This is a genomic window from Prauserella endophytica (genome assembly GCF_005146945.1).
GTDB classification, from domain to species: Bacteria; Actinomycetota; Actinomycetes; order Mycobacteriales; family Pseudonocardiaceae; genus Prauserella_A; species Prauserella_A endophytica.
Genome location: NZ_SWMS01000027.1, coordinates 1 through 12,410 on the forward strand (window position 1 = coordinate 1; position 12,410 = coordinate 12,410).

The following is a 12,410-nucleotide window of genomic DNA, read 5'->3' on the forward strand; positions in this document are numbered from 1 at the left end:
CCTTTCTGGATCGCGTCGGGCAATCCGATCTTGGTCCATCCGCGGCTTACACAGTTGTCATGACACGGCCGGACGCGGCGGGCGTCGTCGCCGAGGCCCCGCAGGGGCATGAAGATCGCCATCTCGCTGCTCAGGCTGCTCCAGCCGTCCTGGTCGCGTTCGAAGACGATGCTGCGCGAGGCGCACCCGCGCAGGCGCACCGGGGCCACCAAGCGCCCGCTGGGTGCGAGCTGGTCGAGCCAGGCGGTGGGGATCTCGTGGGCGCCGACGGTGGCGATGACGCGGTCGAAGGGCGCGTTCTCCGGGTGGCCGAGCGCGCCGTCGGCGGCGACCGCCTCGACGTTGCTGATGCTGGCGGCGGCGAGGTGCTCGCGGGCACCGGCGACGAGGTCCTCGTCGATGTCGATGGTGGTGACGTGCCCGGTCGGGCCGGTCAGGGTGGCCATCAGGGAGGCGTTGTAGCCGGTGGCCGCGCCGAGTTCGAGCAGCCGCTCGCCGGGCTGTATGCCGAGCTGTTCGAGCATCATGGCGACGATCTTGGGCTGGGACGCGGCGCTGATGCGGGTGCCGTCGCCCTCGTGCTTGGTGTAGACGGGCTCGTCGGCGTACGCCTCGGTCAGCGGGAGGCCGGGGAGGAACAGGTGGCGCGGCACCTGGCGGAACGCTGCCTCGACGGCGTCGGTGCGGATGGTGCCGTCCTTGATGAGGCGCTCGGTGAGCTGGGCGCGCAGTTCGTCGGCGGAGTCGGTGGAGGCGTCACTCACAGTAGTCGTCATTGTCGGAACCCTAACGGTGTTGGAGGTGGTCCCGGCTGGTGCCTGCCGGGTAGGCGTGCTGTGGAAGACGGCATCGACGGCCAGCGCAACGAGGGTGGCTTGATCGGGTCCGGAGAGTCCGGCGCGGTTGGCGTGGAAGATGAAGTGGTGCGCCAGGATCGCGCGCAGACCTCTATCGAGCTGCCCTTCGCGGGCGAGCGTGGCGAGTTGGCTTCCGGCGGTGTCGAACGCCGCGCACCACGTCTCAGGCACCTGGTCAGGCGCCACGTCGGAGATCCTGTGCGTGTCGGTGGTCATCAGACGCCGCACGGCCTGGTTCCACCGCTCGGTGCGCTGGGAATCGGTGTGGTGACCGTGGGCGGCGGGCCGGAGTGCAGCGACCTTAGCCCAGACGTCGCCCTGCTCGAACCAGTCGAGCCCGGCGGCGCGCAGCATCGCGCTGAACAGCAGGACGGTGGTCTCCCGCTGCCCCAAGGCCACTGGCGCCGCCTCGCAGGCGCGGGCGAGGCAGTGGCGGCTGTCGTGGTGGAACAGCGTGTGCGCGATGTCCATCCCGGCGGGGCCGCCGAAGGCGACGGTTTCGGGTTCGTAGATGCCGCGGGTCCAGCGGGCGACCTGTCCGTCGGCTTCCAGTTCGGCCAGCAGCGTGTCGACCACGGTCGTGTCGGGGTTGACCGGCTGGTAGCGCAGCCGCCAGGCGGGCGTCTTGCGCAGGTGCCACCACCTGTCGAGTTCGCCGTCCTGCTGGGCCTGGTCGAGGGCGGGCGCCAGCAAGGTCGCGGCGGTGTGCTCAGCGGTGGCCGGGTTGGCGAACTCGACCAGGTAGTGGTGCCAGCGGCTGTCCGGCGGCATCGGGGCGGGTCTCCTCTCTCGTGTCGGTCAGGTGATCAGCAGGCAGGTGTCCCAGCCCGTCGCAGGCTCGGTCACCGCGGCGAGGGCGGCCAAGCCAACCCCGGCGGCGCCCTCCAGCACGCCGGGCCCGTCGGGGATGGGCTGAGCGCGTGCCCGGTGGAGCAGGTCACTGGCCAGCGCGCGGAGCCGGGTCGCGGCGGGGCCTGTCGCGTCGGTCGCGGCGCGGGCGGTGATGCGGGCGAGGCCGGCGTAGCCGTGGCACAGCGAGGCGTCGCTGACCAACTCCTCCTGGGTCGAGTCGGTCACCGCGCTGACGAGGGCGTCTTCGGCGATCTGGCGGCGCGAGTCGTCACTCAGGGCCAGGGCGGCGAGGTGCAGGGCGCGGGCGATACCGGCTGTTCCGTAGCACCAGCTCGGGCGGCGGTCGGCACCGCTGTGCTGCACGTGCGCGGGCCTCGACCGCGCCTCTTCCCTGGTGATCATGTAGGGCCAGCGGTGGCCGCCAGGGGCGTCGATGCGCCAGGAGTCCAGCCACGCGCAGATCGTCTCGACGGCCTCGCGCTGCCCGTCCACAGTGATGCCCCGGCGCAGGGCCTGGGCCAGCAGTGCCAGCGGGCCGCTGATGCCGTGCGCGAGTCCGAAGTTGCCGTGGCCGCCGGGAAACTCGTCCTCCACTCGACCGGTGGGACCGGTGAGGGTCCACCACCCCGGAAGCGCCTCTCCCTCGATCGTCACCGGGTGGGCAAGGCGCACCAAGGCACCCAGCACGGCCCGTAGAGCGGTGCCGCCATGGTCGTGGTGCAGCAGGTACGCGCCCAGCCCGGCGAGGCCGCGGATTGTGTCGAACTCGGCCATCACCGGCAGCTCCCCAGCGTCCATGCGCCTGTGTGCGGTGTCGACGCGGGCATGGGCATCGGCGGCGACCTGCCGGGCCAACGGTGCAAGGGCAGATCGGTACGTGCCAGGGCGGACCGCGGCGGCGCCCGCAATGGCACGGGCGACGGCCGGCGCGCCGTAGAAGCCGCCGGTGCTCGCCCCGGCGGTGACCGGCTTGCCTGCGACGACGGTCAGCCACTCGTGGGCGCGGTCGAATGGCCGTATCCCGGCTGCCGCCAGTTCGATGTGCAGCAGCGCGACGCCTGGAGCCCCGTGGGCCAGGGACTGGTGCCACCACGGCTGATCGGTCGGCAAGTCAGCGTCGTCCGGCAGAGCGAGGCGGTCGGCGATCTCCACCGCGAACGCGACCGTGGTGTCTGCGGCGAGGTCGGCGTTCATCGAAGTTCTCCCGCGCGGGCGGTGAAGGTCAGGGCTGCGGTCCGGGCCAGGTAGAGGCACACCGCCTTGTCCTCGGGCTCGATGCCGCACGTCCGCAGGAAGTGGGTGTGCAGCAACGACCCCAAGGCGACGTCCTGGTCGACGCCCTCGGCGTCGGCCCCGGACAAGCGCGATCGGTAAGCGGCCAGGGCCTGGGCGCGTTCCGCCCACGTCGCGACGATCGCGCCCCCGCCTGGTTCGCCACGCAGGACGCGGAAGTCCTCGCGGGGATCGGCCAGGCGTCGTGCCTCGGCGAACACCGGCCGAGGAACAACGGCGGGCGGCTTCGCTGGAACATGGTCGATCAGCCACCGCATCCCGGCTGCGGTCCCTCCGGTGAAGGCGATGGCGATGGCGGCGAAGTTCGCGGCGGCCAGGGCGTGGTGGTGAGGCCGCACGGGCTGGGCGAGCTGGGTAAGAACGGCGCGCGAGTCGGCGGTGAAGACCGCCTCGGCGGCTGCCAGCGCCTCACACGAGCCCCAGCGGCCGGTCTCCGGGTAGGAGGTCGCGAAGGCCACCTCGCGCAGCAAACCTTGGTGGCGGAGTCGGTCAGTCCAGGCGCTGACTCGACCGGCGGCTTCACCGAACACCGCGGCGTCGGAGCTGGGCAGCGCGATACGCAGACGCAGGTAGTGTTCGCCGCCTTCGCGGAACCGCAGGAACCACCACCGCGGCTGGTCCTCGCCCCACTCCGCCAGCAGCGCGGGCAGATGCTCGGCGAGCACGGTGTTCTGACGTTGTGCGTCGCCGTAGAGCTTGGCGAACAGCAGCGGGGACGCACCAGGCGGCAGGCCGTGCTCACCGGGCCGGACGATCCGCTGAGGCGTCGGGCGCGGCGGTCGCGTCGTGGTCTGCGGCTGGCGAGCGGCCAGAGGCACGACGATCTCATGAGCCCGGCCGTCGAACCATCTGGTGGCGTCTTCGGCTGGGCCTTCCTCCAGCACCGCGTGCGGGTGGGTGGCGAGGTGCTCTCGCAGCAACACTCGGTGTGCGTCCTCGTTGAGATCCAGCGGCAGTCGCCAGTCCCCGTCGACGAGATACACCCTGCGCGGCAAACGGCGGCGGCCTTGCCAGTCGGCCAGCGCAGTGACCCACGCCTCCCAGCTCGCGCTTCGGCCGGGCAGATCAGCGGCAGCCAACCGCCACCGCGCAGCAGCCAGCACGATGCGTCCGGAGCGCAACCGCGGCAGAAACGGCAACGTCGAGGCGGCCCCCCAGTCGAAGTCGGTGACCTGCGCGGACTGGGCGCGGCACAGTTCAGTCACCAAGCGGGCCAAGGGCGGGGTGTGCTTCCGGAGATTGAGTGCGTGCATCCCCCATGCCTCCACTCTCCTGCCGAGGGTGGGAGCTGTGAGATACAGGCGGTGACTGTCGCAGCCGACGGCGAGATCGCTCGCCGTCAGGACGTCCGCCGAGGCGGTGTTGCTGTGCTCGGCGAGGCTGATCACCGTCGGTAGGACCTGCGTGGTCCGGGTGACGTGTGCTGTGGCGGGGTCCAGCGGCGGAAACGACAGTTGCGCGAACAGCACGTCGTCCTCGCTCGGCATGTCGACCAGCGCACCGGTCAGTGCGTCCCGCTCTCCTGCGGTGAGCAACTGCAGGAATCGGCCGGTCACGACGCCCGCGGCGCGGGAGACCGAGGTGACCATCATGCGGAAGTCCCCGCGTCCGAGCGCTTCCACGCTGGTGGCGTCCACACGGGCGCACAGCTCCAGATGGGAAGGCAGCCGGACCGGGCCGGTGTCCGTCAGTTCCAGCTCGGCAATCAGCGCCTCGTCCAGGATCACTTCCACGCGCCCGTCCAGCGATGCGCCCTGGGCCAGCGCCAGCAGAACCTCGTCGCGGCGTGTCCGCTGGGGACGCCCCGGAGCAGCTGAAGCACCGGGATACCCGTCCGGCCAACCGACGCCGCTGTCCGCCACGAGCTCCAAGAGCGGTACGAGCGTGCCGGCGCCGAAGCGCTCGTAGAAGCGCCGGTGATAGTCACCCCACAGGGGCGTGCCGTGCGGGTAGGGACTCAAGCGCGTCAGGAGCATTGCGGCACGTTCGGCCTCGCGGGCGACTGCGTCGGGAAGGACGATCTCGGCATCCAGCCGCAGATCGACCGCGACGGGATGCCGCTTGGTGCGGGCCAGACGATGCATCCGGACAACGGCTTCCGCACGCACCGCGCGACTCGCATCCAGGGACTCTCGCTGGTGCTGCTCCAGCAGGGTGTGGATCTCCCGCAACGCGGCGGACTGCTTCGCCGCGGCCTCGCCCGCCGCTTCCAACTCCCGCAGCAGATGCCCCAGGGCGTCGGGCTGGGTACTGGGTGCGTAAAGGCTGGTAACGAGCACACCTTGTGCGACCAGCTCGGTAAGCATCGCGGTCACCGTCGCTGGTGGCGCGTCAGGGAAGTCGGTCTGGACCTTGGTACACAGGTCCTCCAAGCGGATTGGTCTCCGCGCAGCATCCAAGGCAACGCGCACCGGGGCGGTGTGCCGCAACGAGACCTCGACCGCGCCGGTACCCCGATCTAGAACACTCGGCCGATACGGCACGACCAAGCGATCACCACGCACCATGACCGTGCTGTTCGTGACCACGAGCAGATTCGGCAGAACTTCGGGCCGACGCTCCAATTGGCTGATGATCTCGGCCAACCAACCGGATTCACCTCGGGCGACAGCCCGGTGCGCAGTGCCCCACCGCAGATCGGTCCGATGGGCGAAGCTCGCTGGGGCCACCCCGGCGAACAGGCCGTTCGGAGTCGGCCGGCCGGTCATGCGGGCCAGATAGCGGACGACGGACAGCACCGCCCGCCGCGTCTCCCGCTCGCCGGGATTGTTCGTAGCGCACAACGTGCGTATCTGGTCTGCCAAACGAGGACTGGCGTGGCCAACGGCATCACTAACAGATTCAGTGGCCCACACCTGGCGCAACCAGTCCAACCAAGCTGCCACCGCGGACGGACCAGTTCCCGACGGGTTAGGCCACTGCGGCAGATCCAGGCCGCCATGAGTAACGGCGCGAACCAATGCACCGCCCATGGCGCGGAATCCTGCGCCGCCGTGGATAGCCGATTTCACCAGGAACCCTTCCCGTGAGAGCAAGTGTGGAGACCGGACGCCACCCCGCGCCGTTCGAGGTGGTGGCGTCCGGTCAAGTCGTGACGATCAGGCGGCGCTGATGCAGGTCGACTTCTCGCAGGTCTGCCCGCAACCGTCGTCGGTCATGTTGATGAGGTGAGCGGGATCCACCACCTCCAGCAGGGTCACGTCGAGGTCGAACTCCGATTCCGTCGTCGACGTGATCGGCGCTACGGCGTGATCCATTTGAACTGTCACAGTTTCTCCTTCGTGATGGTGCAATTTCCGGGATTCGAGCATTGGACTCGGAATGAGGACTTAGTGGACCGGAGATGGCGCCGCGTCCGGGGCCGCGGCGCCGTCCCCGGTCAGGAGGCCCCCAGCACTGCGACGGTCGACCGTCCGGCGGCAGCCGCATGCCTGCCGGCTCCGGCCGCGGGAGAACCGTCGGCGGCAATCAGATGCTGATGGGCGATGGTCCACACGGTGCACGGGTGTCGTCGCGGGCGTCGCCATCCCGAGCATTCCGGGCAGCGGCTGTGCTCGTCGGGAGCGTGGAGTTCCAGCAGTGCCCGCCACGCGTCGGTCAGTCGGGCGATCTCCGTTTCCGCCAGGGCAGCACGGGACGGCTCATCACCTTTGGAGACCAACCGGTCGAGATAGTCCAGACGTTCGATTACGGCCGTGTTGAGGGTCGAGGCCAGGTACTCATCCATCGGGGGACTCCTCGTCGAACCAGGTTTCCGATTGCGGGGCGGCTTGGGGTCGTGGTGCGGGCGGGGCGGGGGATCGGGGCTTCGGCTTTCCCCACAGCCGGGCGTGGAGGTCGTTCGGTATCCAGTCGCGAATCTGTAGCCCGGCGGTCATCACCTGATGGGCAGCGGCGTTGAACCGGGAGCACGGCCAGGATTCGGTGGAGCACAGTGGGCAGGCCCACGGCTCGTCCGGGGGCGGGAGGTGCGCGGTCAGTTCATCGATCGCTTTGACGACGCGCCCGGTAGCGCTGTCGGCTGCGACGATGACAGCGACGACCTCGCGGATCCCGCCCATCGATCACGCCGCCGCGTCGGGACCGGTCGGGGTCTGGTAACGCCGCGGCCGTCGCCATCCGGTCTGTAGGTCGGTGATCAGGTAGCAGGCTGCGGCCGAATCGTGCGGGAGCGGGAGCATGTGAAAGCCGTTGGGGGCGAACGGCGGACACTTCCCGGCTGGGATCTCGGTGTCGCGCAAGCCGAGCATGGTCAACCTTCTTTGTTCGAGTCGGCGTTAGACAGGGCTGGGGGCCGGGTTGTCGTTGATGGCCAGCCCGATCGCCGTCACGTCCTCGCGCGTCAGGTCGATCTGAACTGCCACCAGGTTCTCGTGGAGATGCGTGCTGCAGCTGGTGCCGGGGATCGGCATCATCACCGGGGACCGGTGCAACAGCCATGCCAGTGCGAGCTGGGCGGGCGTTGCGCTGTACTTCGTGGCCAACTCGTCAAGCACGCCACCAGGTTCAGTGAGCTTGCCAGTCGCGAGAGGCGCGTACGGCACGAAGGCGATCTCGGCGATCTCGCAGTGACGAAGAACCTCTTCGAACACACGGTTCGAGACGTTGTACTTGTTCTGCACCGCAGCGACATCAATCAGCTCGCCGGCCTTGCGAACGTGACCTATGTCTACCTTGGACAGGCCGATGTGGTGGATCTTCCCTTCGGCCTGCATGTCGGAGAGCACAGCGAGCTGGTCTTCCATCGGGACGGCAGGGTCGATGCGGTGGAGGTAGTACAGGTCGATCCGCTCAACCTGGAGCCGCCGCAGGCTCATCTCGACGCACTGGCGCAGGTACTCTGGCCGGCCGCACGGGGCCCACTTGCCTGGGCCTTGGCGAGTGAGACCGCCCTTGGTAGCGATGACCAGGCCCTCCGGGTACGGGTGCAACGCCTTGCGGATGTACTTCTCTGCGGTGAACGGACCGTAGGCATCGGCGGTGTCGATGTGCGTCACGCCAGCGTCGACCGCATCGCGGAGTACTTGCATGGCCTGTTGCGGATTGTCCGGAGCGCCCCAGTGACCGGGGCCGGTGAGCTGCATGGAACCGAACCCGAGGCGGCGCGTGGGCAGCTCACCGACCGGGAGAACGTTCGGAGCGGAGTTCTGTTTGTCAGCGGTCATCGATGAATTCCTTGTGGTGGTTGGACAAAGTGGACGGTATGGGGCGGCGTCGCCGCGCGCTGCGCCTTGGTGGACGGCGGGATCAAGGGTCGGGGGCCTCGGTCGCTTGAACCCGCCGCCGGCTTTGAGGCGGCTACACCGCTGCTTCGCCGGCTAGCGACGCGGTGACGAAATCGATCGCCCGGAACAGAGCTCGGTCGTGTCCGTCTGCTGGCAGCAGCTCATGGGTCAGGTCGAGGTCATCGAGAACGCGGCCGACGAAACGATCCGCGAGCACACGGAATTCGCCGTCGTCGTCGCGTTCCTTGTTGTCGCCCAACGGAATTGAGGTGTCCAAAGTGGTGCAGAACAACAGGTCGTAGTGGACACTGTGACCGCGGACGAGGGATTCCAAGTAGGCCAAGGTCGTGGGCTCGGGCTGCTCGCCGCGATACTCCAGCGCGGCACGGTAGTACCCGAGGGCGTCAGGCACCGGCCGATCCACGAGCACGACATCGCCGTGACGCCACGCTTCCAGTTCGTAGCTGATCCCGCGCGTGGCGAACCACAGTGTCGAGGCCCAGGTGTGGTTGTGCAGGATCGGCAACCCGATGCGTTGGGCCTGCTCGCCGAGATCAGCCACGGTTGCGACCTGGATGTGCCGGCGACGCAGGTCGTGAGCGAGGCGGGCCAGGAAGGTGGACTTTCCGGTGGAGTGGGTGCCAAGGACTCCGATCACCACGGGCTTTTCGACTTCACCTATCACCACAACCCTCCTTCGGGTTCGCTGGGTGGAACGAAACCTGGGAGTGCGGCCAACTTGATCAGCTTGTCCCAGTCGAGCTTGCCGAGTTCGATCAAGATGAGCAGGAGCTTCCAGGCGCACCAGGTGTCGTAGCCGGCGCGGTGGTAGCGCTGTTCGTTGATGCCGCTGGTGTCCAACTCGACCACGCGCACCACGTTGTCGAGTCCGTAGCCGCCGCCGAGGTTGGGCAGGACGTGCTTGACCAGACGCAGGGTGTCGAGCACCATCGGTGGTTTCCAGTTCGGGAGGTGGGCGGTGAGGACGTTCAGCTCCACCGAGGCGTTGTGCGCGACCAATGTGCGATCGGCCAGCAGCGGCTCGACCTCGGTCGCGACCGCGGACCATGGTGGACAGTGGGCTACGTCCTCGTTGCTGATGCCGTGGACCTTGCGGGTCACCATCGCGTTGATCGGCCGTTCAGGCCGGATCAGCCACGACCGCAGGTGCTCACCCGACACCTCGCCGTCCACTGGCAGCACCGCGATCTCGATGATCTCGGGCGGCTGCTGGCCGTTGCCCTCCACGTCGACACGGCAAGCTGCTGGCCGTTCAGGGCCGCAGGGAGGGAAGCGGTCACGGCGTCGTCTCCTTCGTCATCGCGGGCCAACCGAGGTCGGCTCGCCCGTGGCGGTGCGGGTGGTGCGGCTTGGTCACGTCGTGCACCTGGTAGCCCAGGCTGTGCTGCATCACGTACCGACGCTGCTCGTCCAGCCCGTCAACCACCACGGCACGGTCGTTGATGGTGATCAGCCTGCCGCCCAACGCCTTGGTCATTGCGGCAACCTTCCGCGTCTGCGGCGGAGTCCATGCTTTCGCGCAGCGCTGCACCTGAGCCGCTGGACAGATGTCGCATAGTTCGCGGATGCCGTAGTGGCCGTTGTAGTCGGCGACGCCGTGCGCGTAGGTGACCGCACAGGAGGTCTTGCGGAACAGCGGTGAGCCACCGGCCGGGCGGGACTGCGCGGCGGCCAGGATGCGCTGTTCCAGCGCCTCGGGGAAGACCTTGCGACGTGCCCCGTCCTGGTATGGCTCGGGGAGGCCGTGGTCGCGGTAGTAGGCGCGGATCTGATCCTTGTAGAACAGGCCGGTGAACACGGTGGCGTGCGCGTACTGGCTGAGGTCGAGCGCTCGGCTCAGGTGCTCGTCGCTGTCGTTGAGGCCCGGCACGATCGGCCGCCAGTACAGGATCGTCCGGTAGCGCTCGGCGTGCTCGAACGCCGTGCGCAGCGAGGTCGCGGCGATGGTCGAGTCCACCGGCTCGACCTGCTCGTGTTCGATCCCTGAGTGCGTGATCAGCAGCGTGAGCTTGATGTTCCGGAACGAGTTCAACACCGCGCAGTCCTCCGGCGTGACTCGCCAGCGGGAGATGACCAGCACGTGGTTGGTCAGCTTGTGGGCGTCGAGCAGTCGTAACGTCGCGAATGTGTGCGGCTTGACGGCCGGCAGCATCGGGTCGGTGGCCCGGTTGAGCAGCTGAATTGGGGTGACGTGGGGCTGGAAGAACGGGTGCCCGACCAGTTGGTCAACGGCCTGCTCGTCGCTCATTAGCGCGCGGGGCACCTTCATGGCGAAGTTGTCGAACAGGTGCCGCACGCAGTACCCGCAGTCGAGCGGGCACCCGATCACGTGGTTGAGGCTCAGTCCGCTCTTGCGGTTTTCGATCACCTCCAGCAGGTCCGGCCGCAGGCCCGCCCGCTGCTGCTCGGTCAGTATCGGCAGCGGCTTCCGCGAGGTCGCCGTGGGCCTGTCCTGAGCGGGTGCCGGGCTGGTGGGCGAGATCGTCACAAGAGCCTCCTGCTCGTGGAGCGCATGATCGGGGAGCCAATTGCCATGTGAGCAGGACCACCTATGCTCACGGAACGGGGCAACTCTGCGACACGGTGTGGTTGGACCCCTGTTGCCCCTTCTCGACACACGCAGCGCTGGGAGCCCGCCATGACCCACGACGACGCCGAGGAGACCACCCTCGGTGAGGACGTCGAGCCGGCAGCCGCGCAGCTTGCCGAGGGGATTCGACGACGCCGCAAAGCGGCTGAGCTCAGTCACGCCCAGCTGGCGGTGAAGGTCGGCTACTCGCGCGAGTACGTGCGGCGGGCCGAGAGTCCCCGCAAGGGCTTGCCGTCGATCGACCTGGTCCGCGCACTCGACCACGCCCTGGGTGACGACGGCACGCTGCTGGCCCTGCGCGAGCAAGCCGACGCCGCGCGGCAAGCACGTCGCCGCTCCCGAGCGCACTCTCTCGTGGCGGGAATGTCGATATCGGCGGTCCCCACCACGGTGGCTGGTGTCCCCGCACTCGCCCTGGATACCGACGGCAGAGCAGACACCGAGGTCGCCGTGCAGGCACCGCCTGGCCGGTTCTTCACGGGAACCTCGATCGCGGCCAGGGCCTACCCGGCTAGCGATGACGGCCGCATCCTGGCCGCTGTCCCGACGGGGTTCGCTGACGACATGTTCCTGCGGCGCCCCCGACGTGGGCTGGTCATCGGCATCACCGAGAACGAGCATGGTGTCAGCCTGTTCGGGCTGGACAGTCGGCAGGCGCGCCGACGATTGGCTGGCGCACCCGAGGGGGCACGGCTGCTGATGTCGCGTGCCTACGCGCTCGACGACCTCACCCTCGGCATCCTGTGGGCGGTGGCCAACCTGGACGAAGCACTGCTGGACGACGACGCGACCCTGTCGGACAGCCGGGGGCAACTGGCCGCCTACGAGCAGTTGCCCCGCTCCGCCGCCGGCCGTGAGATCGCTGCCGACTTGGCCCCGGTCTCGCGGATGTGGCTGGGCTCCCAATTCTGCGCCAGCCACATCCTGCGCCACACCGACACGCTCACCGACATGCCCGCGTTCTGGACCCGCGAGCAGCGCGGCGAGGAGGCCAGCACCTGGCTGCTGTTCGAGCACAAGTACGACTACCTGCGCCAATCGGCCGGTGCAGCCTCCGGGGCGGGCACAGGCCCCACCCGCGCCTTCTGCATACCGGCCTCGGCAGTGGCCGACTCCAGCCGGCCCGAACGGATCCTGCTGCTGCTCGCGGTGGCACTGATGGAATCGTTCGGCATCACCGTCGACGTGTGTGCTGAACCCGAATACGCTGCGGTCCCCGGCTTCGTCTTCGACGGCCATCGGCGCGCAATCGTGGCGAACTGGGTCGGCGCCGACGGCATCTGGCAGGTCGACGTCACCGACACCACGCCGTTGCTGCGGGAGTTCGCCGACGCGACCGGCTACGCACGCTCCCACTCCATCGCCGCTGCCAACACGCCGGGCGAACGGCTGCACGCGTTGGCGAACTACCTCGAACTCGACTGGGCGTGGCTCGTCCGCCGCTGTCACGAACTCGGCGAATACGGGAGCGCAGGGATCGCCCAGCCTCGCAGCCGCTTGCTGTCCACCGAGGGCGTCGACCAAGCCTGCCGCTTCCTCGCACTGGCTGATCAGGGAGGCCGCTAGGCTGCC

Annotated in this window: 11 protein-coding genes; 1 reads left to right on the plus strand and 10 read right to left on the minus strand. The window is 68.7% G+C overall.

Going from position 1 to position 12,410, the window contains the following annotated elements:
* From FCN18_RS31930 to FCN18_RS31975, 10 genes are all read right to left on the minus strand, one after another.
* Nucleotides 1–1,628, minus strand: a 1,628-nt coding sequence (locus tag FCN18_RS31930) for a methyltransferase, FxLD system (RefSeq protein WP_137096818.1), incomplete at its 3' end; no start/stop codon positions are given.
* Between the two features lie 27 nt (nucleotides 1,629–1,655).
* On the minus strand, nucleotides 1,656–2,903 hold the full coding sequence (locus tag FCN18_RS31935; protein WP_137096819.1) for a lanthionine synthetase C family protein: 1,248 nt from the start codon (nucleotides 2,901–2,903) through the stop codon (nucleotides 1,656–1,658).
* Nucleotides 2,900–5,974, minus strand: coding sequence for a lantibiotic dehydratase (locus FCN18_RS31940; RefSeq protein WP_206078025.1), 3,075 nt, complete (start codon nucleotides 5,972–5,974; stop codon nucleotides 2,900–2,902). The genes FCN18_RS31935 and FCN18_RS31940 overlap by 4 nt, the downstream gene beginning before the upstream one ends.
* 126 nt (nucleotides 5,975–6,100) lie before the next feature.
* The gene (locus FCN18_RS31945; protein WP_206078022.1) at nucleotides 6,101–6,271 is read right to left on the minus strand and encodes an FxLD family lanthipeptide; all 171 of its coding nucleotides are present in this window, start codon (nucleotides 6,269–6,271) and stop codon (nucleotides 6,101–6,103) included.
* 110 nt (nucleotides 6,272–6,381) lie between these two features.
* A complete protein-coding gene (locus FCN18_RS31950; protein ID WP_137096821.1) occupies nucleotides 6,382–6,729 on the minus strand; it encodes a hypothetical protein in 348 nt (115 codons plus the stop codon).
* Nucleotides 6,722–7,063 (minus strand): hypothetical protein, encoded by a 342-nt coding sequence (locus FCN18_RS31955; protein WP_137096822.1) that lies wholly within the window; start codon nucleotides 7,061–7,063, stop codon nucleotides 6,722–6,724. The genes FCN18_RS31950 and FCN18_RS31955 overlap by 8 nt, the downstream gene beginning before the upstream one ends.
* Nucleotides 7,064–7,279: 216 nt before the next feature.
* Nucleotides 7,280–8,167: an aldo/keto reductase gene (locus FCN18_RS31960; protein WP_137096823.1), complete on the minus strand. Its 888-nt coding sequence runs from the start codon at nucleotides 8,165–8,167 to the stop codon at nucleotides 7,280–7,282.
* Nucleotides 8,168–8,300: 133 nt separating this feature from the next.
* Nucleotides 8,301–8,912: an AAA family ATPase gene (locus tag FCN18_RS31965; RefSeq protein WP_158303203.1), complete on the minus strand. Its 612-nt coding sequence runs from the start codon at nucleotides 8,910–8,912 to the stop codon at nucleotides 8,301–8,303.
* Nucleotides 8,909–9,475 (minus strand): 3'-5' exonuclease, encoded by a 567-nt coding sequence (locus tag FCN18_RS31970; RefSeq protein WP_137096824.1) that lies wholly within the window; start codon nucleotides 9,473–9,475, stop codon nucleotides 8,909–8,911. The genes FCN18_RS31965 and FCN18_RS31970 overlap by 4 nt, the downstream gene beginning before the upstream one ends.
* 49 nt (nucleotides 9,476–9,524) lie before the next feature.
* A complete protein-coding gene (locus FCN18_RS31975) occupies nucleotides 9,525–10,736 on the minus strand; it encodes a radical SAM protein (RefSeq protein ID WP_228714236.1) in 1,212 nt (403 codons plus the stop codon).
* A gap of 150 nt (nucleotides 10,737–10,886) precedes the next feature.
* On the opposite strand from FCN18_RS31975, the gene FCN18_RS31980 reads away from it, so the two are divergent.
* Nucleotides 10,887–12,404, plus strand: a complete 1,518-nt coding sequence (locus FCN18_RS31980) for a helix-turn-helix domain-containing protein (protein ID WP_158303204.1) — start codon at nucleotides 10,887–10,889, stop codon at nucleotides 12,402–12,404.
* Nucleotides 12,405–12,410 lie beyond the last annotated feature (6 nt).